Below are 26,969 nucleotides of genomic sequence, written 5' to 3' on the forward strand. Positions count from 1 at the left end.
TCTGCTTTTTCTCTGCTTTAATAAGAAAGATTCGACGTTCAGTACTTATCTCCTCTTTCCTCAGTATGTTTTTAATAAAGGATTATCGTTTTCTGCTTCTCCTGCCCTTTATGCAGCAAACAGCCTGTATTCATAAGGTGTTTATTTTTCATCGTTTCTTCACTGTATTTTCTGAATTTCCGTATGGTATAATGATTCTGCAGAAAGGCGTGATATAACGTTGCTTAATTTCACAAGTAAAATTAATAAAATTCGTACCTTTGCTCTGGTGCTGATTTTTGCCGGTATTATTATTATGTATCTCGGGCTCTTTTTCCAGGCGCAGCCTATTTTAATGACTCTTTTTATGCTGCTTGGTTTTCTCGCTATCATTGCAAGTACCGTAATTTATTTCTGGATTGGGATGCTTTCGTCCAAAGCCGTGCAGGTTGTCTGTCCGGAATGCGAAAAACCGACAAAGGTTCTCGGTCGTGTGGATGCATGTATGCATTGTAACGAACCCCTTACTCTGGATCCTGAATTAGAAGGAAAAGAATTTGATCAGGCTTATAACTCCAAGAAAAAAAGCAGGAGAGAAAATTAATTCTCTCCTGCTTTTTGTATGCAGTTTTAATGCTGCTGGCTGGAACGGCAGTCAGGGCATGTCCCGTAAACTTCCATTCGGTGGTTGCGTACCTTAAAGCCGGCCACATGTTCAGCAAGTGTTTCCACTTCATCCAGTCCCGGGTAATGAAAGTCCACGATCTTACTGCACTGGTCGCAGATTACGTGGTAATGATCCGTAGTGTTACTGTCGAATCGGCTCGAGGAATCTCCGTATGTCAGTTCTCTCACCAGCCCCGCTTCCTTAAAAACACGCAGGTTATTGTAGACGGTGGCTACACTCATATTAGGAAACTGATCTTCAAGTGATTTGTAGATATCATCCGCAGTAGGATGACTTTCACAGTTAAAAAGAAATTCCAGAATAGCATGACGCTGTGGGGTCATACGAACCTTTGTACTTTTTAATGATTGAAGTGCTTCCCGAAGCTCCGTATTCTCCATCGTATTCACCTCTCGTTTTTATCAGACTTCTTCCGGCAGGAGGAAAAACTGCCGGTTTATTGGTGAACAAATTATTAAATAATAATGTTTATAATCAGTATAACGAAGCTTTTCTTTCTATGTCAATTATTTGTACCGGCTCCCCTGCTGATAAAGGGAACGGCATCTTCTGTATCCACCATGAAAGATACGTACCTGTGATCCTGATCCCTGTTTCTTCCATGTGTTGCTTCGTAGCGGAGACATATCCGCTTCATTGTTTCCTGAAGCTTGTCTGCATCTTCTTCATTAATCCCTACGAGAAAGGTTGTACTTCTTTTTCGGAGAAAGCCTCCACTGCTGGACAGTTCAGTCAACCGGTAATCAGCTTTTTTAAGTCCTTCCGTTAAAGCTTCTCTGTAACGATTCTGCACTATTACGATGACGAGCTTCATTGTCTTCCTCCTTTTAATAACCTTTTGATGGATCCACCTGATTGATATATTCTCCTTCATCGGATAAGTACGTCCGCAGATTTTCCTCAAAAATACCCATAGCACGCGGCTGATATTGAGGAGAAATACCGGAAAGATGCGGAGTGACAGTTACTTTCTCGTGCTCCCAGAAAGGATGATCAGAAGGAAGCGGTTCTTTATTGAATACGTCAAGTATGGCGTGCTGAAAGGCTCCACGGTTCAATGAACGCAGCACTGCCTCTTCATCAACTACATTTCCTCTTCCAATGTTAATAAACACAGCACTTTTTTTCATAGCGCTGAAAGTTCTCGTCGAAAACAGCCGGTCGGTCGAAGCCATTTTAGGCAGGACAGAGACGACAAAATCTGCTTTCGGCAGTTCCTTATATAAATTATCTATAGAAGCTGTTTCATCAAACGGTTCAACCATCCTTCCGGAACGGTTAATTCCTATTGTTTTCATATGAAAAGCATTGGCCAGCCTGGCTATTTCCGAACCTATAGCTCCTGCCCCTACAATAACTATCGTTTTGCCGTGGAGTTCCATCATGACCGGCGAACGATCCCATTCCTTTCGGCGTTCCTGCTCCTGTACTACTGTAGTTTGTCTGGCTGAATGAAGCATCATATGAATCGTATATTCTGCCATTGGAACCGCATGAATGCCCCGGGCATTCGTGACGAGAATATTTTTTTCAGCTATGGCCTGAAAAGGCATTTCATCCATCCCGGCTGAAATGACCATTATCCAGCTCAGTTTTTCAGCCTGATAAATGTGCTCCTCCGTCAGATCTTCTCCTAACGTTACGAGTATCTCGGCTTCCGGAAGCTCCTCTTCTGCTTCTTTAATATCTTTTCGGAATCGAAATTCCACTTCCGGGTATTTATCTATCAATTGTTCCTGTATATCTTTTTTTATGTCCGCAGATGTTAATACAATCAATTCAGTCAGCACCTTTCTTTATTCGTCGGCTATGCTGGTGTCCACTGTTAATTACTACAGATAAATTCTGATGCAGCTGGAAGCAAAGAAAAGGAGAGGGCGGAGTTCTTATATCACCATAAATCTTTGCTGAACTGGCAGACTTAACTAAGCTGCTCCCATTTGATGAAGTGAGTTTTTTTGGAATAAAGCCCTTATTTCCCGGACCCCCACATATTTCCATTTCACAAAAGCTTATTCATTGAGCATCAGGCTCAGCTGATACTGGGAGCTTCTATTTTCTTCCGCTGTCTGCCAGCTTACGAAAACTCTGGCATCCAGCTGCGGCAGCCCGGAACACCTTGTACAGACTTCTGAATAGTCAATTGTTCCTTCAAAATTATCCATATCCGATTCTTCATAATATATGCTGAAGTTCGAGCTGTCGACGTAAACTTCGACAGCCTCGATCTCGTCAGGTGTAATAGTTTCTTCATTATGTTCGAGCCTTATACCTACTTCATAATCCTCTTCATCTTCATTAGCGTATAAAATCGCCGTCCAATAGGAATCCGAGGCTTCACTCCGGTGGTCAGGCTGGAAAGTTTCCTCATAATCGTCTCTTAGGAAAAAAACTGCAGCGGCAACAATTCCAGCTATAAGTATAAACGGAATAATCTGCTTCATCGCCATCCCACCCTTCTTTCTTTTATATTAGCAGACTATCCCATAAAATTCAGTTATTTCCGAACTGTAATACATGGAAGCTTTTATCTTTCTGCCATTGTATAAAAACAAAAAATACTTATCAGCTGAAGCTTTAAAGATTTAAGCAGAATCTTTATGCCCCAGTCTATCCGAAACGTCTCGTCATCCATGCGATAAATAAGCACATTATTACCTCCCCCCTTTCTGAAGGAAGATCTTCCGTTTTTTGAGCTGCGCTCACCTCACACGCTTTTTTTGAAGGATGGTCTACGAACCGGGCTCAGGGACGGGCTCAAACATGTTACAATTCTTAAGGAGATATCCCCAGATTGAAGGAGGAACAGTAATGAATTTTTCGAATTCAGAAAAACTATATGAAGAAGCCGGAAAAGTTATTCTCGGAGGAGTTAACAGTCCTTCCCGAGCTTATAAAGGAGTTGGAGGCGGCACGCCTGTTTTTATGAAAAAGGGGAAAGGCGCTTATTTCTGGGACGTAGACGGCAACCAGTTTATTGACTACCTGGCCGCCTATGGGCCGATAATTACCGGCCATGCCCATCCGCATATAACAAAAGCAATTCAGGAAGCAGCCGCAGACGGTGTCCTGTACGGTACGCCGACTGAACACGAAAATGTTTTTGCCGGTATGCTTACAGAAGCCATGCCCGCACTCGAGAGGGTACGATTCGTCAATTCAGGAACAGAAGCTGTCATGACGACGATCCGTGTCGCACGTGCTTATACCGGAAGAAATAAAATAATTAAATTTGCGGGCTGCTATCACGGTCATTCAGACCTTGTTCTCGTAGCTGCCGGCTCCGGCCCTTCGACTACCGGCAATCCCGACTCTGCCGGGGTAACAAAAAACATAGCAGAAGAAGTTATTACGGTGCCTTTTAATGACATCGATGCTTTTAAAGAAGCACTTGATCATTTTCAGGACGAAACAGCTGCTGTTCTTGTAGAGCCTATCGTTGGAAATTTCGGTATCGTAGAGCCGGAGCCGGGGTTTCTGGAATCAGTAAATGACCTTGCTCATGCAGCAGGTTCCCTTGTGATTTATGATGAAGTTATTACGGCATTTCGGTTTATGTACGGAGGCGCGCAAAACCTTCTCGGAGTCGAACCGGATTTAACAGCACTCGGAAAAATTATCGGCGGCGGGCTTCCTATCGGGGCATACGGAGGCCGGAAGGACATAATGGAACAGGTTTCGCCACTCGGCCCTGCTTATCAGGCCGGAACTATGGCAGGAAACCCTGCATCAATCCGGGCAGGAATTGCCTGTCTGGAAGTATTAAAAGAAGATGGGGTATATGAAGAGATGGACCGGCTCGGCCGCATTCTCGAAAATGGAATAGTGGAAGCAGCTGAAAAATACAGTATTCCTGCCGTCGTAAATAGACTCCATGGCGCACTCACAGTTTATTTCGACATCGAAAAAGTTACAAATTTTCAGGACGCAGAAAACAGCAGCACCGGCAAGTTTGCGGTTTTTTTCAAAAAAATGCTCCAGAAGGGCATCAACCTTGCCCCTTCCAAATTTGAAGCCTGGTTTTTAACGACAGCTCATACAGAAGAAGATATTAGACAAACCATTCAAGCTGTTGAAGAAGTATTTGCAGAAGGCCTTGAATAACTTCGTAAATCATTCCGTTTTTTCCAGGTAACTTATTCAAATCTGCAGGAAAGAATATTTTTCTAAAACCTTCATGATCATAACAGTCATGAAGGTTTTTGCTGGAACAAAAAATTTTCAGGCCGTTATTTTATACCTGCTTTCTTATGTGTTTAAAAAGAAACATTTATTTGCAGATTTGAAATAAGAATGCAGGTGCTTCAGCATAAAAGCTGTTCCACAGCATCGGAAAGCTTTTCCCTCCTTGAAATTACCTTTCCTTAGGTGTATTATACATGAAGACTAAAGGAAGCCGTGTGCTGACAGACATCATTGATGACATTAAACATTAATAGGGATTAACAGAAAGGAACATCAATAACCATGAGGCTAGGAGCCCGTATATTTAAAACAGGGTTAGCTGTAACGCTTGCCCTTTATGCCGCCATGTGGCTGAACTTTGAGAATCCTGCATTTGCAGGGCTTGCTGCCTTTTTTGCAGTCCAGCCTTCGATTCATAAAAGCCTGACGCTGATATGGGATCAGGTTCAGGCCAACATAATCAGTGCAGTACTTGCTATTGCATTTGTCACCGCTTTTGGAGCACAGCCTTTTGTTGTAGGTGCTGTTGTACTTCTTATCATTGCTATTCACATTAAGTGGAAAAAAGAAGCCATTATACCTCTCGCTGTTGTTACTGCTATTATTATTATGGGGACCCCTACTGATAATTTTTACAGCCTCGCAGCTGACCGGTTTCTTCTCGTTATGAGTGGTGTTTTTTCTGCTTTTGCCGTCAATATGATTTTTCTTCCGCCAAAGCATGAAAATCAGATGTATCACAAAATATCAGGTATTAATGAAGAGGTTATCCAGTGGATCCGGCTGATTCTGCATCACGAGATCGATTATGCGAATTTAAAACAGGACCAGGAGCGAATAAGAACTTCCGTAGTTAAACTGGAAACAATTTTTGACCTGTACAAAGAAGAAAGAAGTATCTTTAAAAAAGCGGAATATGCCCGTATGAGAAAGATCGTGCTCTTCCGTCAGATGATCCGTACGACACGAAAAGCAGAGGATATTTTAAAAAGCCTGGCCAAACATGATCACGTCACTCATCAGCTGCCGAATGAAATTGAGGAGATCGTCCGGCACCAGCTTGATGACCTGACGAACTATCACGAACGAATCATGCAGAAGTATATGGGGAAAGTTAAACCCCAGTCTACTTCCGATTATTTTGAAGAAGTTACTGAAGGCAAAAAAGAGCTTGTAGAAGTTTTTATGACTTACCAGAAAGATAAAGTATTTGAACATGATGCATGGATACACTTTCTCCCGGTCATTGCTCTTGTTATTGAATACTCCGAAGAACTTGAGCACATGGACAGACTCGTTGATGGTTTTTTCACTTACCATACCGAACAAAATGAAGTAGAGATTACTGATAGAGAACTGTAGACACAGCTGTCCAATAATTTCCGGCTGCTCTAACATCAGGAGACGAGAAACTTTGCTCACTGATTTAGAGCAGCTTTTTTATAAGAATAGTTTTTGAAAGCTATATATGTTGAACTTAATAATTAAGTTTCGCTTCTGTAACCAGCCGCTTTCGTTCCCATCGATATCTCTTTCAGCGCCAACACAAGCTTTAAATAGCCTGATTTTAAAATAGACAAAAACCGCTCTAAAAAAGAGCGGTTTTTGTCTAGTGTTAAATCAATTTTCAACGCATCCCCGGTCTGCTTTATACAGAGGAAGAACAGTCTCCTCTGTTTCCAGTTTTACTCCGAAGCCTGTGCAAAAAAATCTTCGTACGTATCCTGCCCGTGAAGACCGGAAATACGGTCAACTTCTGTTCCGTCTTCAAAGTAAATAAAAGTAGGAGTTCCTTCAATATCGTAATCTTCCCATCCGTCCGGGAATTCTAAAATATTATACAGCTCAAGCTCCACTCCTTCCTCCTCCGCTGCCGGAACCGCCAGAGGAGTCGCCTGGTTGCAGTACTCACACTGCCCGCTGTAGAAGTAAACCAACGCGTCACCGCCATTTTCCAGCCTCTCATCCAGTTCTTCCGGCAGAATGATATTTTCATACAGTGGATCGTCCAGCTGATCGATTGTTTCCTGAGCCAGTGTATCCTTGCCGAACGGGTTATCGGCTGCCTGCTGCTGATTCTGCTGCTGTGTAACAAAAATCAGTGCCGCAAACAGGAGGATGATAACTCCACCGAATATGATTATTTTTTTCATTATTAACTAACTCCTTTTCGCTGCCTGTGCTGTGAGCAGAAGCAGTACGCTGATAAAAGTAAATGCGGTAAAAGCAAGGAAGGGAATAGTTATAAATCCTGCCCAGTTAATGTACTCGGCATTGCAGGGCACGATACCACACGCAGTCCCCTGCTCTGACATTGCCGGTACTTTCTGGATTAAAAAGTGATATAAGGAGACTCCCCCACCGATAATGGACAGCGGAAGGGCATATTTAACCGCTCCGGCATCTTTTTTTACAAATGCTACCGCCAGGATAACTGCAAGTGGGTACATAAAAATTCTCTGTACCCAGCACAGATCGCAGGGGACATAATTCAGTATTTCTGAAAAAAACAGTGAGCCGAGAACAGCTGTAAAAGCTGCAGCCCAGGCTGATAATATATAATTTTCCACTTTATTCTTCATTGGTCTCTCCCCTGTTCTAAATTAACTATAGCGGAGCTGAATTTTCCTGTAAAGAAAGAGGCGGAACGGATACAATAATTGGTCCGGATGATCGGAACACCAAAGTTCCATCTGCCGGGGGGGTTAAGTTTTTTCAGAAAAAACACAATGCAGCCCTTTCGGAAATACAGCATCAATGCCGGCACTTAAAAGCTGCCGGTATTACTTTTTAAAAACTTATGCGATGGGGCTCGAGTTGAGTATTATCCAAATTTTTGTATATTGAAAAGCTGGGCATACTTACCATTTTGAGCCATAAGCTCCTGGTGACTGCCTGTTTCGGCGATTTCCCCATTTTCCATGACGATAATTTTATCAGCATGAGTGACGGTAGCGAGGCGGTGGGCAACGATAAACGTTGTCCTGTCCTTTGCCAGACGTTCGAGGGAATCCTGTATCAGTTTTTCACTTTCAAGATCCAGGGCACTGGTAGCTTCATCAAAAATAAGAATCTGTGGATTTTTAAGGAATACACGGGCGATCGCTACACGCTGCTTCTGGCCGCCGGAAAGTTTTACTCCACGTTCCCCAATTTTAGTTTCGTATCCTTCAGGAAGTTCTGATATGAAGTCATGGGCATTGGCTGCTCTGGCCGCCTCATACACTTCTTCATCACTTGCTTCCGGATTACCCATTTTTATGTTAAACATAATGGAATCGCTGAAAATTATATTATCCTGCAGAACCATCCCGATTTTATCTCGGAGGGTGCGTACCTGATACTCCCTGATGTCCCGGCCGTCCACACGGATAGTTCCTTCTGAAACATCGTAAAACCTTGGTATAAGACTCATAATGGTACTCTTGCCGCCGCCGCTCATTCCAACAACGGCAACCGTTTCGCCGCTGTAGGCACGAAAACTGAGATCATGGAGGACCTCTTCATCATCATAGGAAAAAGAAACGCGGTCAAACTCCACCTCTCCGCTTGCATAAGAATAAGGTACAGCTTTGTTTCGGTCGGTTATATCATACTTTTCATCTATCAGCTCAAACATCCGGTCCATTGAAGCAATAGACTGCACCAGAGTTGTAGAAGAATTAATGAGACGGCGGAGCGGATTATACAATCTGTCCATGTAAGTCGCAAACGCGACCATCGTTCCTACCGTAAGGTCTGCCTGAATCACCATAATAGCAGCTACAAAAATCACGATCAGCGGTGCTACATCTGTGATCGTATTAACAACCGCAAACGTCTTTGCATTCCATTTTGTATGATCCACAGCCCGCCCGAGGAAGTTTTGATTGTGCTTTCCAAACTCTTCCTGCTCATGGGGTTCCAGTGCAAAGCTTTTTATCACGCTCATGCCCTGCAGCCTCTCGTGTAGGTGCCCCTGCACGTCTGCCAGTGCCTGGGATCTTCTTCGTGTCAGATCACGCAGTCTCGCATAAAAGAATTTAACAGACATCGCATATAAAGGAAGAAGCGCTACAGCTGCTATTGTAAGCCACGGATCAAGTGTCAGCATAATAACGATCGCTACGATAATCGTAAACATATCAATCCATATATTCATCATACCAGTGATAATAAAGTTCTTCGTCTGCTCAACATCATTAATAACCCGTGAGATAACTTCACCGGATTTTCTGTTGGCGTAAAACTTCAGGCTCAGCTTCTGCAGATGCGTAAACAGCTGGTCCCGGATATCGTAAAGTATTTTGTTACCTGTCCACTGGGCAAAATACTGCCGGTAATATTCAATAGGCGGCCGGAAGAGAACAAAAAGAATAAACGCGCCTCCCATCAGCCAGTAAAGCATATTGAGCTGTTCTCCAGTCGTCAGCCCTTCCCCGCCGATAATGTCATCTATAACAAATTTTAAAATCAGCGGGATAAGGAGCGGAATGCCAAACTTCAGCATTCCGATGACGACCGTAATAAGAATCTGCTTCCAGTAAGGTTTCACAAACTGCATGTATCTTCTAATGCTGTCCAACGTTCACACTCCTTTCAAGCAAGAAAAAAGATGTCCAAAAGGCTCCTGCCTTAGAGGACATCTCCTTCGTTATTTTCTCAGCGATGCTGCAAAAATCGTTCATACCAGTATTCAATAAACCCGGGCTCAAACGGCCCTTTTTGGGAACTGATCCAGGAAACGAGTTCATCGACTGCTTTACGAAGAATTATTTCCACTTCTTCCGGGTAATTCATCTGTCTTTTATGCAGGTCGAATTCATCCTCGTCCAGCAGCTTGTAGGTCATATCCGGAAATACTTTAATATCAAGATCGTAATCTATATATTTCAGCGCCTCCGTATCGTACGTGAAGGGAGTTCCGAGATTGCAGTAATAATATATCCCATCATTACGAATCATCCCTATTACATTGAACCAGCTGTCGGAAGTGAAATAACAGATAGCAGGCTCTCTTGTCCGCCATTTTCTTCCGTCAGATTCCTCTACGAGAATGCGGTCATTGCCGCCGATTACTTCGTGCGTCGTTCCTTTAAGCACCACTGTTTCTTCCCATACTCGGTGAAGGGTGCCGTTATGCTTGTAGCTCTGTACTTCAATCGTACTTCCTACCGTCGGAAAATCCACATCCCTTCTCCTTTCTACTGCTTTTCCGCCGGCTTTCGGTGTGTCACCATCCTGTCTTTCGGATCAAGATATAAATCAAATGGGGGTGTCTCTCTTAAATGATGCTGTAATTTAAAATAGCTCACTTTTTCTGCGTCCTCCCCGGACATACAAGGATATTCTCCAGTTTCCATCAAATACTTATCGCAGGCGATCTGCACCCGGTCGATATGATACGGCATTTCAGGATCTTCAAATATCTCATACGTCTCCTTCGACATATAAAATGGCCGGTCCGGAACGCCTCCCAGATAGGAAATTAAAAATTCAGCATCAATTTCATTGTTTTGTTTTACAATTGTACGAAGAGATAGACGGTTATCGGATTTTTCCGCATAATAATTTACAGCTTTACGGACTTCCTCCAGTGACGCCTCGACAATTTCCGGTTCTTTTTCTATTGATTTATCCTTTTTGCGTTCTTTCCGTTTCTTGCCGAACATGAGGTGTTCCCCCTTTTGGAAAGTGACTTTTCAACACACGGCCGACAGCAATCATTTTTTAACTGTGCTTTCTCATTTTTCATTATACTATTCTTTGCTTTTCTATGCATGAATGAGATGAAATTAAACTTTTTCATTTCAAAAAAAAGCCTGTTTCTTTAACATGTGTCATCCTGAATGCCTTTTATCTGCTCATCATTCATACGCAAAAAAATCCTTCCTGGATGCTTCTCGGAAGGATTTTTCAGATATAACAGTGGAAAAGTACCCGAAACAATTATCAGGCGAGCAGAGATATGCCTCCATCTACAATAATTGTCTGTCCCCGGATCATTTCTGAGTCATCAGATACCAAAAATCTCACTGTTTTTGCGAGATCATCCGGTTCTGTAATTCTGCCGGCCGGCGTCCGTTCCGCTGCATCACCAAGCAGTTTGTCCCTGTTTGGAAAGTGGGTTAATGCATCAGTATCTACTGCACCACCCGATACAGCATTTACACGGATACCTGCAGGAGCGAGTTCCACGGCCATGTAACGGGTAAGAGCTTCCACAGCAGCTTTGGATACACCGACTGTCGTATAATTTGGCAGATATCGGATGGATCCGAGAGAGCTGAGACTTACGATAGCTCCGCCGTCTTTCATTCTTTTCGCTGCCTGCTGGGAGCAGAAAAGCATCGCTTTGCTGTTAATGTCCATCGTCCAATCCCAATGACTTTCCTCCAGTTCCATCAGCGGACGCAGCACTCCTGAGGCAGCATTATTAATAAGCACGTCCAGACGGCCGAAATGCTCATCGATCTCTTCAAACATGGCCTCCAGCTTCTCTTTTTTGGAAATGTTAGCTTTAACAGCAATGGCATCCACTCCCATAGCCTTGATTTCTTTCACTGTTTCCGCGGCCTTTGATTTACTCCGGGCATAATTTACAACAATGCTGTATCCTTCCTCTGCAAGTGTCAGAGCAATTTTTCTTCCTATGCCGCGACTGCTGCCTGTAACTAATGCTACTTTATTGTTTGTCATATACAGCTCTCCTTCAACTCTAATGTCTCTAAAAAATTATCATTTCAATAAAACATCTCTGGAATGTATTCACCTGATCCGCCAATTACTAAAACTTCAACACTCTCTTCTATAAAAAAACCGCACCGTATAAAAGTGCTCCTGCTATAACAAATGCAGGATGTATTTTTCTTATTTCAAGCAAATAATATCCGGCTCCCAGTAAAAAAACTGTTTGAATAATTCCGTTGTCATCGTAGGATGTTTCTGCAAAACGGAGCGTCATTACGCCGAGAAGTACAGCAATTGTCGGCCTCACAATGGCAGACAGTTTTTTCACTTTGGGAGAATCCTTGAATTTAAGCAGGAGACTCAGCAGAATAATCATTAAGATTAAAGAAGGAGCAATGGTGGCAAACAGAGCGATGAAAGCTCCAAGTACGCCTCCTTCCACAAAGCCTATGTATCCTGCCATTTTAGTCGCAATTGGTCCCGGAAGAGCGTTTCCAAGAGCAAGTACCTCCCCGAATTCTTCTACTGCCATCCATTCGTACCGGTGAACCACCTCGTATTCAATCAGCGGGATTGTAGCAGGCCCGCCTCCGTATCCGACAATCCCCGGTATAAAAAAAGCGAGGAATATTTCCCAGTATATCATGCGGACACCTCCTTATTTTTCGAAGGTTTAACGAGTACAACCAGAATCAGTGCCCCTATAAGAACCGCTGGATGCAGTCCGAACATTTCGATAAGCAGCGCTGAAAATACAGCGAGCAGTACAGCTGTGAGCCATCCGAGATCCTGCCCGGACTTTTTAATGAACCCCCACGTAAGCAGACCCAGCATCACAGCCACTATAGGCATAACTCCATTCGTCATCCCCTGCACCCATCCGTATTCCCGGAAAGAAGCGAGGGAAACAAGAAGCGCGATCATTAAAATAACTGTTGGAACGACAGATGCTGCAATGGCATTCATCATTCCGGTATAGCCGGCGACTCTGTATCCTATATATCCGGCCATTTTTGTAGCTATAGGACCGGGCAGCGTATTACCGATAGCCAGTATGTTTGAAAATTCTTCTTCATTCATCCACTTGTATGTATCTACAGCTTCTTTTTGAATGAGAGGGATGGAAGCCGGTCCCCCTCCATATCCGAGAAGGCCGACACGGAGAAAAGCCATAAAAAGCTGAATTTGTTTTTCCACGGCTGAAAGAGCCTCCTTTCATTCCTTAATTCAATTACTGCTTCACACGGAAAGAAAGGGTGCTGGGAAAATATTCCCCCGGCCCCTTTCTTAAAATATATACAAGGTTATGTTAACATGCTGCATTGCTTAGCGCGGTTTAAAAACTTCCGCGGATGATAAGCAGAAGGAGCTGCCTTCAGCCGGAAAATACACTTTTTAATAAACTGCAATACTTCCATCGGTCCGTGATTCAGTTCCACCCTGGAGGACCCCGGTTTCGGGATTTCTCCAAATGATCTGTCCGCGTCCAAAATGCCCGGACTGGTGAGTCATTTGAATTTCATGCCCTCTCGAGGTAAGTGAAAGAGCAATGTGGTTGGGCACACTTTGTTCCACAAGCACTTTTTTCTGTCCCATCCACTGCCACCGCGGTGCGTCCAGAGCAGACTGGGGATTCAGACCGAAATCTACAGAATTCATGACTACCTGCATATGTCCCTGGGGCTGCATAAACCCACCCATGACTCCGAATGGTCCTACAGCTTCTTCCCCCTTAGTCAGAAATCCGGGAATAATCGTATGGTATGGTCTCTTTTTCGGAGCAAGAACATTATCGTGTTCCGGGTCCATACTGAAATTATGGCCCCTGTTCTGCAGAGCAATACCTGTACCCGGTACGACAAGTCCGGATCCGAAGCCCATGTAGTTGCTTTGAATAAAAGAAACCATATTTCCTTCATTATCTGCAGCCGCAAGGTAGACCGTTCCTGAAGCGGATGGGTCTCCGGCTTCCGGCATCAATGCCTCTTCCCCTATCTCATTTCTTCTTTTTTGGGCATAACTGTCGCTCAGCATATCATCCGTTTTCTGCGACATTTTCCCGGACTCAGTAATATACTTTTCGCCATCAGTAAAAGCAAGCTTCATAGCTTCGATCTGCCTGTGATACGTATCTTCAGCTTCCCTGGAAGTAAAGGAGTCATTTTTAAGCATGTTTAAAGCCATTAATGCCACTATTCCCTGTCCATTCGGGGGAATTTCCCATACATCATAGCCTTTGTAGTTGACTGAAATCGGATCCACCCATTCAGGCTTGAAAGAAGCCAGATCTTTATAGCGGATAAACCCGCCGAAATCTTTGGAAAATTGATCAATTTTTTCTGCAATTTCCCCACGGTAAAAAGATTCCGCACTCGTTTCACCAATTTTCTCCAGTGAGACAGCGTGGTCTTCCGACTGCCACATCTCTCCTGCAGCAGGTGCCTTCCCGCCGGGAGCGAATGTTTCAAACCATGCCTGGAATTCTTCTCCTGTCAGCTGTTCTTTAAACACCCGGGCTGCCTTTTCCCAGAAGCCGGCCAGTGTAGGACTCAGAGGAAACCCTTCTCGCGCGTATGTAACCGCCGGTTCCAGTGATTCTTTTAAAGGCAGGTTTCCAAATCGTTCAGCAAGTTCAGCCCAGGCAGCAGGTGCTCCTGGTACTGTGACAGGAGTAAATCCGTACTTTGGAATTTCCTTAATGCCGCGCTCTTTTAATGCCTCAAGGGAAATACCCTCCGGGGAATGCCCGCTTGCGTTCAAGCCGTAAAGCTTATTTTTCACCCACACGAGAGCAAAAGCATCGCTTCCGATACCATTTGAGGTTGGTTCTACTACGGTAAGTGCAGCGGCGGCAGCAATCGCCGCATCAACAGCGTTGCCCCCCTTTTTTAAAATATCAAGACCTGCCTGGGCTGCCAGCGGCTGGGAGGTCGCTACCATCCCATTCCTTCCGAAAGTTACATTTCGTTGAGAAGAATAAGGGTACGTATTTGCATTTTTCCAGTTCATAATCAGGACATCAACTCCTTTTTTAATTTATTTTACCATATTTCGAAAAACGAAATAACTATTCATTTATACGGTTTAGAAATTGGACCGGGACTGCCCGCCATCTACATTCAGCGTGGCCCCAACAATCCAGGAAGCCCGTTCAGACGCCAGAAAAACTGCTGTATCAGCAACTTCCTCCACCGTACCGAAGCGGCCGGCAGGAATTTGTTCCTCCACAAACCGATTGATTTTCTCCGGATTTTCTTCCAGCCGCTTCTGCCAGTTGCCGGTAGGGTGAAGAATTGAGCCCGGAGCAATTCCATTTACGCGTATCCCGTCTTGAATTACTTCATCCGCCATGGATTTTGTCAGGCTGATCATGGCAGCTTTGGCATTATTGTAGGATGGTTTCCCCCCGGATTCTCTTCCGAAAATAGAAGAAATATTAATAACTGCTCCGCTTTTATGCTTTTTCATTTCTGCTGCTGCAAGCTGAGACAAGTGCAGCGCGGAAAAATAATTGAGTTCCATCGCTTCCCTGAAACTGGATACTGGTGTTTCCATTGTTTTTCCTCCGCTGGAACCACCGGCATTATTGACGAGTATATCGATCGTACCAAAGTTTTTGATGAAGGCTTTAAAGGCTTCTTCTCTTTCTGTTTCGTTCGAAACATCCGCCTGAATTGCGTAAATGCCGGTAAGCTCTTCTTTCAGGTTGTTAAGTCCTTCCGTGCCGCGGGCGATGACGCCGACTTCTGCCCCTTCCCTGATAAAAGCTTCTGCGATTCCCCGGCCGATTCCTTTGGAGCCTCCCGTGACAAGTACTTTTTTACCTTTTAAATGCAGATCCATTATTACTCCTCCTCTAAACTTTGCATGATTTTTTGATGAGATACCGGAAAAGTGAATTCTTTTAACTCGTCTTTTGTAAGAAGCCGCTGATGGGAACCAATATTATCTACTTTCCCCTCTGCCCGGTAAACTTTAATTTCCCACACCAGATGAGAAAAAACGTGCTTCACATCGTAATAATAGTTCACCTCTTCCTCCACTGCGGCTCCAAACTCTGCTGCAAAAGCAGCAATATCTTCGTCTGTTTCCTCCGCTGCTTCAATGTACGGAAACTGCCACAGCTTGGCAAGCAGCCCTGTATCGGGTCTTTTTTCCACAAGAAACCGGTCGTTTTCGTCCTGCAGCACAAGTGCTTTCAGGTGGACGGTACGGGGAGGCTTCTTTTTTGCTTTAACAGGCAGCAGATCCTGAACCCCTTCCTCCTTTGCTGAGCAGTGCTTCTGGACCGGACAGAGGAGGCAGGCGGGGCTTGTAGGGGTGCATATAACAGCGCCCAGTTCCATAACGGCCTGATTAAAATCCGAGGCTCTGTTCTCGGCTATAATCTCCCTTATAAGCTGCTCAAACTTGTTTTTGGCTGCAGCTTTTCCTATGTCGTCGTAAATCGTAAATAGGCGGGAAAGCACCCGCATGACATTTCCGTCTACGGCGGGAGCAGGGACATTGTAGGCGATGGACAGAACAGCCCCCGCCGTGTAGGGCCCCACTCCCTGAAGCTTTTTAATATCTTCTTCTGTGTCCGGCACTTTCCCTTTATACTCATCCCTTACTTCCTTCACAGCAGTATGAAGATTTCGTGCCCGGGAATAATAACCAAGACCTTCCCAGGCTTTCAGCACTTTATCTTCATCGGCATCAGCCAGATCCTGCAGCGTCGGAAACTTTTCCATAAAATTATTATAATACGGAATAACTGTATCTACTTTTGTCTGCTGAAGCATGATTTCCGATACCCAGATACGATAGGGATCCGTTTCACGGCGCCACGGAAGATCTCTCTTTTCTTTATCGTACCAGTCCAGCAGATCCTGCTGAAAACTTTTTTTATCTAATATTTTCACCTGCAAAACTCCTCTTTTTAAACGTACTAAAAACGGGTAGAATAAAAATATCGCCAGTATCTGATGGAGGGAAACATATGGACACAGCTACTCACGTCGTTATGGGCGTTGCTATTGGAGGGCTTGCTGCCCTTGATCCTGTCGTTGCAGGAGATCCGGCCATGACTCAGGCCGTTATGATCGGAGCTGTAGTAGGTTCTCAGGCTCCGGATTTCGACACGGTTTTAAAACTGAAAAATAATGCGGTTTATATCCGCAACCACCGCGGGGTTACTCACTCGGTCCCTTTTTGGTTTATATGGCCGACTCTTATTACCCTGCTGCTATATTTTATCATGCCTTCTATTAATTTGTTCCACCTTTGGATGTGGACTTTTTTCGCCGTTTTTATACATGTTTTTATCGATATATTTAATGCATACGGGACTAAAGCCTTTGCTCCAATCTACAATAAATGGCTCGCTTTAGGGGTTATTAACATTTTCGATCCTTTTATATTTATTGCCCACATTGCAGCTATTCTTGCATGGAGATTCGGCGCTGATCCGGGATGGACTTTTTTATTAATGTTTCTCATTATCGTTGTATATTACTTTTGGCGTATTTTTGAACAGAATCAGGTTCATAAGGCGGTGCATAAACAGCATCCCGATGCCACGCACATTTTTACATCCCCTACTTTCCGATGGAACCGCTGGCATATTGTAGTACGTACAACAGAGCTTATGTACGTGGCCGAGTGGAAAAATGGGAAGCTTACTTACTTTGAAACGTATCCTTTCGAACCGATTCCCGAGGATCCGGTTATCAATGCGGCAAGGAAGGATGATAATCTGGAAGCTTTCTTATCTTTTTCTCCTGCTTACCGCTGGGCTGTTTCACTTGAGGAACACGGCTATTCTGTAAAATTTGTGGATCTCAGGTACCGTTCAAAAGGATATTATCCATTCGTCGCCATCGTACGGCTGGATGAAGATCTGAACGTACTCAGTTCTTACACAGGCTGGATTTACAATACGGATACTCTCCGCAGAAAGCTGAGCTATGCTTAGAAAGAGCAGGCGCCCTAAGGGGTGCCTGCTCTATTTTTAACTGCCATAACTTACTGATAAAAGCCTTTCTGGTTGAACCATTTTTTATATTTAGGGTTATTTCTGATCATTTCGTGCAGTTCAGGTCCGTAGTTATCAATCCATTGTATTACAATTTTTTCTGTCGTTTCTTTTCCTTTATACTCATAGCCCGCTTTTGCATAAGTCGCTTCGAAATCTTCCCAGAGAAGCTCCACCCATGTTCTGGCTTCTGCATAGGAAAGGCTGCTGTTCTTTTCCAGCAGACGGTCTGTCAGTCGGCTGATATAATCTTCCACGTTAAATTCTCCTTCCATCTTTTATCTTCTCTGCAGAATGGTTTAAGCAGACTCACATATTTATTTTCTCTGTTTCAGTTTAATATTGTTTTGTGAAAGGCTGCCTTGAAAACAGATCATTTGGGAGACGGACATAACGCTGCTTCACTTTTGGCGAGGCTTTAATTCTGGCGGAAGAACCGTTCGCCAAGGCGGGCCGGTTGGAAGCGAAGTGTTTTTCCAGCAGTCCGCGAACTTTAATATAGCTTTATGATAAAGGTGCTTCAAGTACTGAGATCGGTACCGCCTCGATAGTAGAAACATTTTCCCGGTGCCCCCAGGCAAAAATCCCGTTCATGTAACTGATTTTAAAACCTTCTCCAGATCCCCTCATTGCATAGGTGGTTCCCGGTTTAAAGTCCTCCGGATCCAGCAGGTAGGCTTCGGCCATTATGATTTTTCTTTCGTGCACGGCATATTCGTTTATTATTCCTTTTGCTTCTGCTTTCTGTGCGAGAACACGGAGTTCGGCTATTTCTGCTTCCAGCTCTTCCTTTGTCATTCGGCTGTACTGTTTATCCATCTGCAGAATCTCTCCTTTTCAATAATTTTTATGCGGATTATTTATGCGCTTTAACTTATCAGAGCAGTTTTAATACAGCCGGCCTGATAAAAACCTGCATCGGGACTTATTGTTCTTCTGCTTCTTTTTCCTCCAGCCACTGATCAATCAGTTCCCCTGGAAAACCCCTTCGGTAAAGTGCCTGTTTTACTTTTTGACGGCGTGCGTAGGGATCTTTCGATTCGTTTTTTCTCCACGCTTTTTCTCCCCAACTGCTTACAGCGTCCCATTCCTCTTCCTCATCAGCTTCGATATCTGCTTCTTTGACGGCTTCAAAAGCGATACTGGATGGGAAGCCTCTCTGCATCAAAAACTGTACCAGCTTCTGCTCCCTCTGTCTGGCCGATTCTCGGCGGTAGGATGTCTGCTTTTTCTCGGCAAGCTGAATTGCCAGTTCGAGCTGTTCTTCCGGCGTGTACTGCGATAAAGATTTATCCATAATAGCCTCTGCAACCCCTTTTTGTTTTAATTCCTGCCTGATTACGAGCGGACCTTTTTTCGACTGATCTCTTTTTGTGCGGACGAATGAAGCTGCGAACCTCTCATCGTTTACGAAATCCAGTTTCCGGAGTTTTTCTATCATATTTTCTCTTTCTTCTGCAGGTACCTCCTGCTCCCTCAAATAATCATCCAGTTCTTTTTCCGAGCGCATTCGGAAAGAGAGAAAATTCAATGCTCGCTGGTAAGCTTTATCCCACTCATCCGTCTGTTTCAATCGATCCATTTCTTTATCTGTCAGTTCCATGCCTTTCGAAAGACCTTCTTTTACAAGAACATCTTCTGAAAGAGAAAAACTGTATTCTGCCGTATTATTTTTTTCGATATATATGTGGTAGCGGTGCTTCGTCTTCTTGGCCGCCTGAATTTTTGCTATTTTTGGCATGAGCTCTCCTTTCTTTCCGGTACGGGACGTTTCAACATCCTCAATTTAAGGAATAGTTACTACACTTACGATTATATCAGGAGGGGTCATCATGAAAGTGGCGATAGCAGGAGGTACAGGGTTAATAGGTACTAATATAACAAAACAATTACTTAATAAAGGACACGAGGTATACATTTTAACACGTAACCCACAGAATAAGCAGGATTCTGATGGGATAAGCTACATTCAATGGCTCACTTCCGAAGCAGAACCTGAAAAAAAGCTGGAAGGAATTGATGGATTCATCAATCTTGCCGGTGAAAGTCTGAACAGCGGACGCTGGACAGAACAGAAGAAAAAGGAGATTCTGGACAGCCGGATCGACGTCACGAAAGAAACAGTCCGTATTTTACATGCTTTAAATAAAAAACCTTCCGTACTTATTAACGGATCGGCGGTAGGTTATTACGGTACGTCATTCGAAGAAACATTTACGGAAGATGATACTGAACCAGGGAACGATTTTCTAGCAGACGTCGTAGCCCGCTGGGAAGAAGAAGCAAAGCAGGCTCCGGCTGAAACACGCCTCGTATTCAGCCGTTTTGGAATCGTCCTGTCTGCAGAAGACGGCGCTCTAAAAAAAATGCTCCCTCCCTTTAAAATGGGGATAGGCGGCCGGATTGGAACCGGTGAGCAGTGGATGTCGTGGATACACGTAGAAGATGTAGCACGTGCCCTTGTCTACTGCCTGGAAAATGAAAATATGAGCGGACCGGTTAATATTACTTCCCCGACTCCGGAAAAAATGAACTCCTTCGGTCGTACACTGGCAGAAATACTCGATCGTCCCTACTGGGCTCCCGTGCCGAGTAATGTTCTTAAAATTGCTTTAGGAGAGATGAGTGTATTAATACTCGAAGGGCAGCAGGCAGTACCGCAGAAACTGCTCGACAGCGGGTTTAAATTCGAATTCCCTCATCTCCATGAAGCATTGTATGACCTGCTGAAACGCTGAATAAACTGAAAGCTGGAAGGCTGCCCGTCATCGGGACAGCCTTTTAATTCTTGCGGTTTTAACTTGTTTTTCCATCATAGGAAACTCATCAGTAAAGCAGCTGCTATCCTGTTTTAATAATTTTTTTCTGATTACGTTCGAACCTGCTTTTTGACTATTACCTGCCTTCCCCTACACAAACGCAGTTATAAACGTTAAGATAGATATAGAAACGGCCGTCTTTACTAACAGCGGCAGCACCCATAGAAAGGGGAGACGCTACAATGACATATTTAGCACCCTGCTTTTTAGGCAGAAAAGTATACGCGGACGGAGAGAAAACGAAATATTACGTAGTGAAATACGAAGAAAAAGCCGGGAAACAGACGGTAGATGTACTTTTGTTCGACCACGAACAGCCTGTTATATTCGGTATAATGGACTTTCAGGGGAATTTCCTGGATTCTTTTTTTCTGACCGATAAATCCACGAAAGCTTCCGGTGAAGCTCTGGAACGCTGGAAGGAGATAGATTCCCGGAAAAAGCAGTACCGCGTGACCCAGGACGATTTAAAGGATGCGTTAAAACCAGAATCCAAAGCTAAAAAGAAAAATAAGAAGATAAAAAAACTTCTTCATGACGAGCATCTTGAAGATATTAAGCACCAGTGGCCTTCACGTCTTCTGACACTTCAAAGAGAGGAAGACGGCGCGGAAGACTCGCTGATTATGGAGACCCTCGCCGAAGCTCTCGGAACAGCCAATCCGAAAAAAGCTTACTTGTTCCTCCGTTTTCACCGAATGGATGGCTTTATCCCTCCTATCGGACCATTTACAGCAAAACACCCGGAACTCGTAGAAAAGGTTTCCTATGATTACTTTCACGTTGATCATGGATCCGTACTTGAGGATTTTCTGCTTACAGCTGCTCATGAAGCACCTCTTGACGACAAAAAACTGATTGAATCAATTCTTCAGTATATCGAGAAGCTGGACAACGTGTATGGAAATAACGTGTTGAAAAAAGCTCTTACTACCTTTTCCCGCCGCCTGAAAAAAGAGCAGGGTATATCCATGAAAGAATGGCTCAGTGATGTAACAGCAGACAGAACGCTGAAAAAATCTGTTGTTCAGGCTCTGAAAAAAGCTTAAGAACCGGAATGCTATAAAAACAGCTAAAATCGTCATCTCCTTAAGGGGATGACGATTTTAGCTTGTTGAATAAAGGATCGGTGCCCAAAATTTATTCCAGGGGTTGTATAAGCTCCTTCTCTTACCGAGCCTGTCACGGGGCTCGGCTTCTGCTGTTCGGCGCAGGCTGTGGAAAAGAATCTTCTGGCTGGGGTTCTTTCTCAGATTTTTTGCAGACGGTCATTCACTTCAAGTATGTGTCCGTCTGGCAAAATCCACAAATTTAAACTTATCCGGACGGTGTCTTGATTCTGTATACTGAAACAGACTCGCATCGTCAAAATAAACATAGTTTTTCACCACTACTACATTGCTGTAGCCGTCCAGATCCATATACTCTCTGTCTTCCTCCGTTGGTTCTTCTACAATGATTTCTTTTTTGGCAAAGCTGATCTTCATTTGAAGTTCATTTTCAATGTATTCGTAGATCGAACTCGCACAAATCTTTTCGGTTAGATTATCAATATACATCTGCTTCAGATAATCTTTGTCGAAAATAATTTTTTCTCCATCGATTTCTCTTACGCGGTAGACTTTCCACACTTTTGACCCCGGAAGTGCCTGCAGCTGCTTCTGGACATTTTTATCCGGTTCAATCAGTTCCAGCTTTTCTACATAAGTTACGTGCCGGTTTCCGAGACTTGAAGCCAGTTCTTTAAAACTAACCAGTCCGGAAACTGGAAAATCAAATTTGGCAGCATCCAATACAATAGATCCTTTTCCCTGGACTTTTTGGATGAAACCATTTTGAGCGAGCTGATTTAATGCTTTTCGGATTGTTTCCCGCGAGGCGTGAAAAGCTTCCATCAGTTCGTGCTCTGAAGGCAGTTTTTCTCCCGGAGGAAATTCACCATCCTGTATTTTTTCAGCAATCTGTCTGTATATAACTAAATATTTATTCTGCATGCTCTGTCTCCATTTTTGAGTTACCCTTTTTTCAAATGATAAACAACTGACTCATAAGGACGTATCGGCATTTCTTTTTTCCACTCTGAATCATGATAATTCGACAGCACCAGCTCAGCTTTCATATCCTGTAACTCCGATGGAACTTGGAAACTTGTTTCTCCTTCATAAAAATGACTGACGACGAGCAGTGTTTCATTGTTATAGTTTCGAGTATAAACAAATAGACGCGGATCTTCTTCCAAAAGGAGTCTGTAGTCCCCATAGGTAATGATATCCAGATTTTTTCTTGCGTGAATCAATGCCTGGTAGTGATAGTAAATAGAATCCGGGTCTTCCACTGCCTGCTTTGCATTAATGGAAGTGTAATTGTCCGCAGCGGGAATCCATGGTGTGCCAGTAGTGAAACCTCCGTGTTTTTCTCCGGTCCACTGCACAGGAGTCCGTGAATTATCCCGGGACTTCGCCTTAATAACCGGCATAATTTCTTCATCCTTCCAGCCTTCCGCTTTTTTGGACTCGTAGAAATTCAATGTTTCCACGTCACGGTACTGTTCAATATCATCGAAATTCGGATTGGTCATTCCGAATTCTTCCCCCTGGTAGATATAAGGAGTCCCCTGCATCATGTGAATAGTCGTAGCAAGCATTTTCGCTGACTCCCGGTGATATTCTCCGTCATGACCATAGCGGCTTACAACACGGGGCTGATCATGGTTGCACCAGAACAGGGCGTTCCAGCCCCCACCTTCATGCATCTGCACCTGCCATTTGGTCAGAATATCCTTCAATGCCTGGAAATCAAAATCAGCGACTGCCCATTTTTCTCCTCCTGGATAATCCACTTTCAAGTGGTGGAAATTAAACGTCATGCTGAGTTCGTTCCGGTCCGGACGCGTGTATTTTATGCAGTGATCGATCGTCGTGGAGCTCATCTCACCGACAGTCATGGCATCATAATTCGAAAAAACTTCCTGATACATTTCATTCATGAATTCATGAACCCTCGGTCCATCTGTATAGAATTTCCTTCCATCACCGGGAGCTGTTGAGCCGTCGTCGTTCGGGAAATCCTGGTCTTTGGATATCAGGTTAATAACATCCAGCCGGAAACCGTCTACACCTTTTTCAAACCAGAAATGCATCATGTCGTATACGTCCCGGCGCACCTGTTCATTCTCCCAGTTCAGATCAGCCTGCGTAACGTCAAACAGGTGAAGATAGTACTGACCGGTTTTTTCGTCGTATTTCCAGGCGTTCCCACCGAATTTTGACTGCCAGTTTGTCGGTTCTTTTCCATCGACAGGATCTTTCCAAATATAATAATTTCTGTACGGATTATTTACGGAGGAAGCAGATTCTTTAAACCAATGATGTTCTGTTGAAGTATGGTTTACGACAATGTCCATTATCACTTTAATATCCCGGCTGTGCGCTTCCTGTAAAAGGTTATCAAAGTCCTCCATCGTGCCGTATTCTTCGTGAATATTATAATAATCGCTTATATCATACCCGTTGTCCTTCTGCGGGGAAGTATACGGCGGGGTCAGCCAGATCACATCGATGCCCAGATCTTTTAAATAATCCAGCTTTTCGATGATCCCCTGCAGATCTCCGGTACCATTTCCCATTGTGTCATTAAAACTCTTTGGATAAATCTGATAAACAGCGGCTCTGCGCCACCACTCCTGCATTTCTGCCATGTTTTTCATCCTCCTTTAAGTCTCTGTCTTCAGTATAACTTGTATATACATGTCAGTAAAGCTGGACGAAACATACAAAACCTTACAGAAGGGTTACCCTATTCTGTAAGGTTTTATGTCCTGGAGCAGAATTTCCCGGGACCGCTTACGAGCCGAACATTGGTCTGTCTTTTTGATCGAATTCGACTAAAAAAGGGACTCCGAAAAACAAAATGATAAGTGATAACGTGCTTGTAAGAAGATACAGCCCGTCTCCAAGATCAAACAGCGTTCTGACAATTAGAAGCACTGCGATTACAAGAAGGAGGACAGCGCTCTGCTTCTTTCTTGCTGCGGGAGTCTGGTACAGTGCTTTACTGCATCCTGGGCATTTTTTGCTACGGTTCACCGTTAACAGCTCACGATATTTAAATTTACGTCCGCACCCGGGACAGACAGCCGGTTTCTTCATGAGTTACACCTCCATTACTAAAAACCCACATTACAGGGACTGGTCTTTTTTTTCTTTTGAGTCGACTGTATTCTGCGTATGAAACGCAGCACGCCACATATGATAAGCAAGCCTGTCGATCCATTGAACTGTCTGTACAGCTCGGATGCCGTCATCCACTGTCAACTCGTCTTTCACGGAGCCGGCGAGAACTTCCCGGCGGGTTTCTTTTCGCATTCCTGCTATTTTTGAAGCCTGCGCTTCTGTATAACTGACTAATTGGTGATCCCCGCCAAACGGATCCTTCCTTCCATATTCTTCTTTTTCTTCTTCTGTATATGCAGTTTCGGAAGCTTTAATCCAGCGGCTGCAGATTTTCTGAAGTTCGTAAACAAATTTTTCTGTCTGACCTTCTTTGAGTGCCTTTTGATAGGTTTCTCCCTCACGCAGTGCTTTTACCCAGCGATCCGTATGGTCCATAGCATGAACGAGAGATACCCGGGCTTCATACGCCTCACTGGAAGCAGAGGGTTCATTAAGACTCACTTTAGTCAGGAATTTCTGCATTTCCACAAGCTCTGTTTCCACCTGGTTCAACACCCGGTTTCCTTCAAACGTTACAGGAGAAGTATTTAACGCTGAGGACGTAACGGCCGCGCAGTCCCTCATCATCCGCCGAAGTGTCCGCCGGAGAGCTTCTACAGCTACAGGGCCAAGCTCCGCCACACTTTCATCAAGATAGCCGAGATACGTTTCTGTTTTACGTTCCGGGATGAGCCGTTTCACCATTATTTTAAAGTAAGGATAAATCATTAAAATAAATACTACACCAAGCAAATTAAAGACAGTGTGAAAAACAGCCAGCTGTACTGCTTCATCTGTAAGAGAAAATACTTCACTCACAAGCATTACAAAGGAAACTAAAACCGGCAGAAGCACTACTGCCAGGAGCCCGGTTATTAAATTAAACAGAATGTGTCCTGCTGCCGTCCGGCGTGCAGCTGTTGTCCCGCCTATCGATGCGAGAAAAGCTTTTACTGTTGTACCTACATTCTGCCCTATAACGAGAAGAGCCGCCTGGTTAAAATCAACCGCGCCGGTGTGAAGAGCGGTCAGTGTCGTTACTACCGCGGCACTGGAAGACTGCATGACGACTGTCATCAAAAAACCAATGCCTATAAGCAGCGGGAGCCACCACCAGGACTCTCCCTGAAGACGGGACAAATCAAAGAAGGCCGTAAAACCTGACATTCCGTTCTGCAGTACGTCAATTCCGAGAAACAAAAGGCCAAATCCCGTGACAGCCGACCCCTGCGGCCCCCACTTATTTTTCGAAATAAGCCTCAATAGTACCCCTCCACCGATCAATGGGAGAGCCAGCATGCTCATATTTATTTGAAAGCCAATGACGGAAACAATCCATCCCGTACTCGTACTGCCGATATTTGCACCAATAATTACTCCGAGTGACTGACTGAAAGAAAGCAGACCGGCACTAACAAAGCCAATCGTCATAAAAGTTGCAGCACTGGAAGACTGAATGACTCCAGTTATTACTGCTCCGGAAAGTATGGCACTGTATACTCCCCCGGTAAAACGGCGCAGTATATCTTTGAGCTTTTCTCCGGCCATCGCTTTCAAACCTTCTGTCATTAAATTCATCCCGAGGAGAAAAAGTCCGATTCCACCTATAATTAAACCGAAAGTTTCCAGATGCATCCCCCCTGCCACTTTGTTTCTCCGCATATTATACCAGAGAAAATTAAAGTTTCCTTTTAGATTGCTGTTGATCCCTCTGTTTACTTTTTCAAATATGTGGTATTTATATAAGTACTAAATCTAAAAAGGAGGTTATGACTGATGGCAAATCTATTTCCGAAAAAGCGCAGCACTGACAAAATGAGTTTTCCTACCCTGTTTGAAGGAAGCCAGCTCGATGACTTATTTGACTTCAGTTTTAAAAACACGTTTCCCAAAGTCGATGTAAAAGAAAAAAACAACCATTACGAGATTAAGGCCGACCTTCCCGGTTTTGATAAAGACCAGGTGATTGTTGAATATGAAGACGGTTACTTGACGATCAAAGGGGAACAGGAGCACTCCAGCGAAACGAAGGACGAAAACGAACATTTTGTACGTAAAGAAAGAACATACGGGTCTTTCCAGCGAAGCTTTTACGTAGGAGAAATCGACGACAACGACATTAAAGGAAAGTTTAAGAACGGTCTCCTTACTCTTGAAGTGCCAAAGTCAAAGGAAGACGAACATCAACAGCATGGTAAACGGATCAGTCTCGACTAGCCCGGTACGGGTGAATAAAAAAGCTGTTTCCTGCTTTTAAAGCAGAAACAGCTTTTTTTAATGGCATGTATTACTCCGCAGAAGAGAAAAGTATTTACAGGTTAAAATAATTCTGCCTTCTTTTTCCCTTATTTTCATACAGCCGGTTCCATGGTAGGATTAACTCCTTATTAAGCTTTAAAGGA

At 44.0% G+C, this 26,969-nt stretch carries 30 protein-coding genes; 7 read left to right on the plus strand and 23 right to left on the minus strand.

Translation table 11 applies throughout. The features are described 5' to 3' along the window. Positions 1 to 220: 220 nt before the first annotated feature. Positions 221 to 583 carry a YgzB family protein gene (locus C6Y45_RS06515; protein ID WP_107584422.1) on the plus strand — a complete coding sequence of 121 codons (363 nt, stop codon included), beginning with the start codon at positions 221 to 223 and terminating at the stop codon, positions 581 to 583. Between the two features lie 26 nt (positions 584 to 609). Here the strand turns inward: C6Y45_RS06515 and perR are convergent, their stop codons facing one another. From perR to C6Y45_RS06535, 4 genes are all read right to left on the minus strand, one after another. Further along, positions 610 to 1,047, minus strand: a complete 438-nt coding sequence (gene perR, locus C6Y45_RS06520; protein WP_107584423.1) for a peroxide-responsive transcriptional repressor PerR — start codon at positions 1,045 to 1,047, stop codon at positions 610 to 612. A gap of 122 nt (positions 1,048 to 1,169) precedes the next feature. After that, complete coding sequence (locus tag C6Y45_RS06525) at positions 1,170 to 1,481, minus strand: cyclic-di-AMP receptor (protein WP_160058175.1); 312 nt, start codon at positions 1,479 to 1,481, stop codon at positions 1,170 to 1,172. Between the two features lie 13 nt (positions 1,482 to 1,494). Continuing rightward, the gene (locus tag C6Y45_RS06530; protein WP_107584425.1) at positions 1,495 to 2,445 is read right to left on the minus strand and encodes a D-2-hydroxyacid dehydrogenase; all 951 of its coding nucleotides are present in this window, start codon (positions 2,443 to 2,445) and stop codon (positions 1,495 to 1,497) included. Between the two features lie 234 nt (positions 2,446 to 2,679). Next, on the minus strand, positions 2,680 to 3,111 hold the full coding sequence (locus tag C6Y45_RS06535) for a hypothetical protein (RefSeq protein ID WP_146159158.1): 432 nt from the start codon (positions 3,109 to 3,111) through the stop codon (positions 2,680 to 2,682). A gap of 367 nt (positions 3,112 to 3,478) precedes the next feature. Between C6Y45_RS06535 and C6Y45_RS06540 the strand changes: the two genes are divergently transcribed. Beyond that, entirely contained in the window at positions 3,479 to 4,771 is a 1,293-nt protein-coding gene (locus C6Y45_RS06540; RefSeq protein WP_107584427.1) for a glutamate-1-semialdehyde 2,1-aminomutase, read from the plus strand. A gap of 363 nt (positions 4,772 to 5,134) precedes the next feature. Next, positions 5,135 to 6,214, plus strand: a complete 1,080-nt coding sequence (locus tag C6Y45_RS06545; RefSeq protein WP_107584428.1) for an FUSC family protein — start codon at positions 5,135 to 5,137, stop codon at positions 6,212 to 6,214. Positions 6,215 to 6,336: 122 nt separating this feature from the next. Here C6Y45_RS06545 and C6Y45_RS17410 read toward each other — a convergent pair whose 3' ends face one another. The 12 genes from C6Y45_RS17410 to mutY all read right to left on the minus strand — a co-directional run bounded on the left by C6Y45_RS17410 (position 6,337) and on the right by mutY (position 16,425). Then, the gene (locus C6Y45_RS17410) at positions 6,337 to 6,483 is read right to left on the minus strand and encodes a hypothetical protein (RefSeq protein ID WP_160058177.1); all 147 of its coding nucleotides are present in this window, start codon (positions 6,481 to 6,483) and stop codon (positions 6,337 to 6,339) included. A 54-nt stretch (positions 6,484 to 6,537) separates the two neighbouring features. Then, positions 6,538 to 7,005, minus strand: coding sequence for a thioredoxin family protein (locus C6Y45_RS06550; RefSeq protein WP_107584429.1), 468 nt, complete (start codon positions 7,003 to 7,005; stop codon positions 6,538 to 6,540). 6 nt (positions 7,006 to 7,011) lie between these two features. Then, on the minus strand, positions 7,012 to 7,434 hold the full coding sequence (locus C6Y45_RS06555) for a disulfide oxidoreductase (protein WP_107584430.1): 423 nt from the start codon (positions 7,432 to 7,434) through the stop codon (positions 7,012 to 7,014). A gap of 242 nt (positions 7,435 to 7,676) precedes the next feature. Beyond that, complete coding sequence (locus C6Y45_RS06560; protein WP_281260595.1) at positions 7,677 to 9,416, minus strand: ABC transporter ATP-binding protein; 1,740 nt, start codon at positions 9,414 to 9,416, stop codon at positions 7,677 to 7,679. Between the two features lie 77 nt (positions 9,417 to 9,493). After that, a complete protein-coding gene (gene ntdP / locus C6Y45_RS06565; protein ID WP_107584432.1) occupies positions 9,494 to 10,021 on the minus strand; it encodes a nucleoside tri-diphosphate phosphatase in 528 nt (175 codons plus the stop codon). A 14-nt stretch (positions 10,022 to 10,035) separates the two neighbouring features. Then, on the minus strand, positions 10,036 to 10,503 hold the full coding sequence (locus C6Y45_RS06570) for a DUF3939 domain-containing protein (protein WP_107584433.1): 468 nt from the start codon (positions 10,501 to 10,503) through the stop codon (positions 10,036 to 10,038). A gap of 280 nt (positions 10,504 to 10,783) precedes the next feature. Then, on the minus strand, positions 10,784 to 11,530 hold the full coding sequence (gene fabL / locus C6Y45_RS06575; RefSeq protein ID WP_107584434.1) for an enoyl-[acyl-carrier-protein] reductase FabL: 747 nt from the start codon (positions 11,528 to 11,530) through the stop codon (positions 10,784 to 10,786). 109 nt (positions 11,531 to 11,639) lie between these two features. Beyond that, positions 11,640 to 12,167, minus strand: coding sequence for a chromate transporter (locus C6Y45_RS06580; protein ID WP_107584435.1), 528 nt, complete (start codon positions 12,165 to 12,167; stop codon positions 11,640 to 11,642). Next, the gene (locus C6Y45_RS06585; protein ID WP_425427860.1) at positions 12,164 to 12,718 is read right to left on the minus strand and encodes a chromate transporter; all 555 of its coding nucleotides are present in this window, start codon (positions 12,716 to 12,718) and stop codon (positions 12,164 to 12,166) included. Before C6Y45_RS06585 ends, C6Y45_RS06580 begins: the two co-directional genes overlap by 4 nt. 198 nt (positions 12,719 to 12,916) lie before the next feature. Next, entirely contained in the window at positions 12,917 to 14,530 is a 1,614-nt protein-coding gene (locus tag C6Y45_RS06590; RefSeq protein WP_107584436.1) for a gamma-glutamyltransferase family protein, read from the minus strand. 75 nt (positions 14,531 to 14,605) lie between these two features. Then, positions 14,606 to 15,364 carry an SDR family NAD(P)-dependent oxidoreductase gene (locus tag C6Y45_RS06595; protein ID WP_107584437.1) on the minus strand — a complete coding sequence of 253 codons (759 nt, stop codon included), beginning with the start codon at positions 15,362 to 15,364 and terminating at the stop codon, positions 14,606 to 14,608. Between the two features lie 2 nt (positions 15,365 to 15,366). Next, positions 15,367 to 16,425 (minus strand): A/G-specific adenine glycosylase, encoded by a 1,059-nt coding sequence (mutY, locus tag C6Y45_RS06600; RefSeq protein WP_245922601.1) that lies wholly within the window; start codon positions 16,423 to 16,425, stop codon positions 15,367 to 15,369. Between the two features lie 77 nt (positions 16,426 to 16,502). Here mutY and C6Y45_RS06605 point away from each other — a divergent pair, with 77 nt between their 5' ends. Continuing rightward, positions 16,503 to 17,477, plus strand: a complete 975-nt coding sequence (locus C6Y45_RS06605) for a metal-dependent hydrolase (protein ID WP_107584439.1) — start codon at positions 16,503 to 16,505, stop codon at positions 17,475 to 17,477. Between the two features lie 50 nt (positions 17,478 to 17,527). Here the strand turns inward: C6Y45_RS06605 and C6Y45_RS06610 are convergent, their stop codons facing one another. The 3 genes from C6Y45_RS06610 to recX all read right to left on the minus strand — a co-directional run bounded on the left by C6Y45_RS06610 (position 17,528) and on the right by recX (position 19,278). Continuing rightward, the gene (locus C6Y45_RS06610; RefSeq protein WP_107584440.1) at positions 17,528 to 17,812 is read right to left on the minus strand and encodes a YfhJ family protein; all 285 of its coding nucleotides are present in this window, start codon (positions 17,810 to 17,812) and stop codon (positions 17,528 to 17,530) included. Between the two features lie 229 nt (positions 17,813 to 18,041). After that, positions 18,042 to 18,356, minus strand: coding sequence for a YfhH family protein (locus C6Y45_RS06615; protein WP_107584441.1), 315 nt, complete (start codon positions 18,354 to 18,356; stop codon positions 18,042 to 18,044). A gap of 106 nt (positions 18,357 to 18,462) precedes the next feature. Continuing rightward, positions 18,463 to 19,278, minus strand: a complete 816-nt coding sequence (gene recX / locus C6Y45_RS06620) for a recombination regulator RecX (protein WP_107584442.1) — start codon at positions 19,276 to 19,278, stop codon at positions 18,463 to 18,465. Between the two features lie 91 nt (positions 19,279 to 19,369). Here recX and C6Y45_RS06625 point away from each other — a divergent pair, with 91 nt between their 5' ends. Both C6Y45_RS06625 and C6Y45_RS06630 read left to right on the plus strand, forming a co-directional pair. Next, a complete protein-coding gene (locus tag C6Y45_RS06625) occupies positions 19,370 to 20,275 on the plus strand; it encodes a TIGR01777 family oxidoreductase (protein WP_107584443.1) in 906 nt (301 codons plus the stop codon). A 263-nt stretch (positions 20,276 to 20,538) separates the two neighbouring features. Beyond that, complete coding sequence (locus C6Y45_RS06630) at positions 20,539 to 21,405, plus strand: hypothetical protein (RefSeq protein ID WP_107584444.1); 867 nt, start codon at positions 20,539 to 20,541, stop codon at positions 21,403 to 21,405. Positions 21,406 to 21,633: 228 nt separating this feature from the next. On the opposite strand, the gene treR is transcribed toward C6Y45_RS06630, so the two are convergent. The 4 genes from treR to C6Y45_RS06650 form a co-directional block, all read right to left on the minus strand. Beyond that, a complete protein-coding gene (treR, locus tag C6Y45_RS06635; protein WP_107584445.1) occupies positions 21,634 to 22,350 on the minus strand; it encodes a trehalose operon repressor in 717 nt (238 codons plus the stop codon). A gap of 20 nt (positions 22,351 to 22,370) precedes the next feature. Then, on the minus strand, positions 22,371 to 24,044 hold the full coding sequence (gene treC, locus C6Y45_RS06640; RefSeq protein ID WP_107584523.1) for an alpha,alpha-phosphotrehalase: 1,674 nt from the start codon (positions 24,042 to 24,044) through the stop codon (positions 22,371 to 22,373). 154 nt (positions 24,045 to 24,198) lie between these two features. Continuing rightward, complete coding sequence (locus tag C6Y45_RS06645) at positions 24,199 to 24,504, minus strand: TIGR04104 family putative zinc finger protein (RefSeq protein WP_107584446.1); 306 nt, start codon at positions 24,502 to 24,504, stop codon at positions 24,199 to 24,201. 30 nt (positions 24,505 to 24,534) lie between these two features. After that, complete coding sequence (locus C6Y45_RS06650; RefSeq protein WP_160058179.1) at positions 24,535 to 26,214, minus strand: Na/Pi cotransporter family protein; 1,680 nt, start codon at positions 26,212 to 26,214, stop codon at positions 24,535 to 24,537. A gap of 129 nt (positions 26,215 to 26,343) precedes the next feature. On the opposite strand from C6Y45_RS06650, the gene C6Y45_RS06655 reads away from it, so the two are divergent. Then, on the plus strand, positions 26,344 to 26,784 hold the full coding sequence (locus C6Y45_RS06655) for an Hsp20/alpha crystallin family protein (RefSeq protein ID WP_218017797.1): 441 nt from the start codon (positions 26,344 to 26,346) through the stop codon (positions 26,782 to 26,784). Positions 26,785 to 26,969: the final 185 nt, after the last annotated feature.

Source organism: Alkalicoccus saliphilus (genome assembly GCF_003044065.1).
GTDB lineage: Bacteria > Bacillota > Bacilli > Bacillales > Salisediminibacteriaceae > Alkalicoccus > Alkalicoccus saliphilus.

What these genes read in the sequence shown, in the direction of transcription:
- treR (WP_107584445.1), bottom strand. Translation starts at nt 22,350, where the DNA reads ATGCAGAATAAATATTTAGTTATATACAGACAGATTGCTGAAAAAATA.
- C6Y45_RS06655 (WP_218017797.1), top strand. Translation starts at nt 26,344, where the DNA reads ATGGCAAATCTATTTCCGAAAAAGCGCAGCACTGACAAAATGAGTTTT.
- C6Y45_RS06645 (WP_107584446.1), bottom strand. Translation starts at nt 24,504, where the DNA reads ATGAAGAAACCGGCTGTCTGTCCCGGGTGCGGACGTAAATTTAAATAT.
- C6Y45_RS06570 (WP_107584433.1), bottom strand. Translation starts at nt 10,503, where the DNA reads ATGTTCGGCAAGAAACGGAAAGAACGCAAAAAGGATAAATCAATAGAA.
- C6Y45_RS06615 (WP_107584441.1), bottom strand. Translation starts at nt 18,356, where the DNA reads ATGGATAAACAGTACAGCCGAATGACAAAGGAAGAGCTGGAAGCAGAA.
- C6Y45_RS06555 (WP_107584430.1), bottom strand. Translation starts at nt 7,434, where the DNA reads ATGAAGAATAAAGTGGAAAATTATATATTATCAGCCTGGGCTGCAGCT.
- C6Y45_RS06610 (WP_107584440.1), bottom strand. Translation starts at nt 17,812, where the DNA reads ATGGAAGGAGAATTTAACGTGGAAGATTATATCAGCCGACTGACAGAC.
- perR (WP_107584423.1), bottom strand. Translation starts at nt 1,047, where the DNA reads ATGGAGAATACGGAGCTTCGGGAAGCACTTCAATCATTAAAAAGTACA.
- C6Y45_RS06605 (WP_107584439.1), top strand. Translation starts at nt 16,503, where the DNA reads ATGGACACAGCTACTCACGTCGTTATGGGCGTTGCTATTGGAGGGCTT.
- C6Y45_RS06525 (WP_160058175.1), bottom strand. Translation starts at nt 1,481, where the DNA reads ATGAAGCTCGTCATCGTAATAGTGCAGAATCGTTACAGAGAAGCTTTA.
- C6Y45_RS06540 (WP_107584427.1), top strand. Translation starts at nt 3,479, where the DNA reads ATGAATTTTTCGAATTCAGAAAAACTATATGAAGAAGCCGGAAAAGTT.
- fabL (WP_107584434.1), bottom strand. Translation starts at nt 11,530, where the DNA reads ATGACAAACAATAAAGTAGCATTAGTTACAGGCAGCAGTCGCGGCATA.
- C6Y45_RS06625 (WP_107584443.1), top strand. Translation starts at nt 19,370, where the DNA reads ATGAAAGTGGCGATAGCAGGAGGTACAGGGTTAATAGGTACTAATATA.
- C6Y45_RS06545 (WP_107584428.1), top strand. Translation starts at nt 5,135, where the DNA reads ATGAGGCTAGGAGCCCGTATATTTAAAACAGGGTTAGCTGTAACGCTT.
- C6Y45_RS06595 (WP_107584437.1), bottom strand. Translation starts at nt 15,364, where the DNA reads ATGGATCTGCATTTAAAAGGTAAAAAAGTACTTGTCACGGGAGGCTCC.
- treC (WP_107584523.1), bottom strand. Translation starts at nt 24,044, where the DNA reads ATGCAGGAGTGGTGGCGCAGAGCCGCTGTTTATCAGATTTATCCAAAG.
- C6Y45_RS06535 (WP_146159158.1), bottom strand. Translation starts at nt 3,111, where the DNA reads ATGAAGCAGATTATTCCGTTTATACTTATAGCTGGAATTGTTGCCGCT.
- C6Y45_RS06550 (WP_107584429.1), bottom strand. Translation starts at nt 7,005, where the DNA reads ATGAAAAAAATAATCATATTCGGTGGAGTTATCATCCTCCTGTTTGCG.
- C6Y45_RS06590 (WP_107584436.1), bottom strand. Translation starts at nt 14,530, where the DNA reads ATGAACTGGAAAAATGCAAATACGTACCCTTATTCTTCTCAACGAAAT.
- C6Y45_RS06630 (WP_107584444.1), top strand. Translation starts at nt 20,539, where the DNA reads ATGACATATTTAGCACCCTGCTTTTTAGGCAGAAAAGTATACGCGGAC.
- recX (WP_107584442.1), bottom strand. Translation starts at nt 19,278, where the DNA reads ATGCCAAAAATAGCAAAAATTCAGGCGGCCAAGAAGACGAAGCACCGC.
- C6Y45_RS06580 (WP_107584435.1), bottom strand. Translation starts at nt 12,167, where the DNA reads ATGATATACTGGGAAATATTCCTCGCTTTTTTTATACCGGGGATTGTC.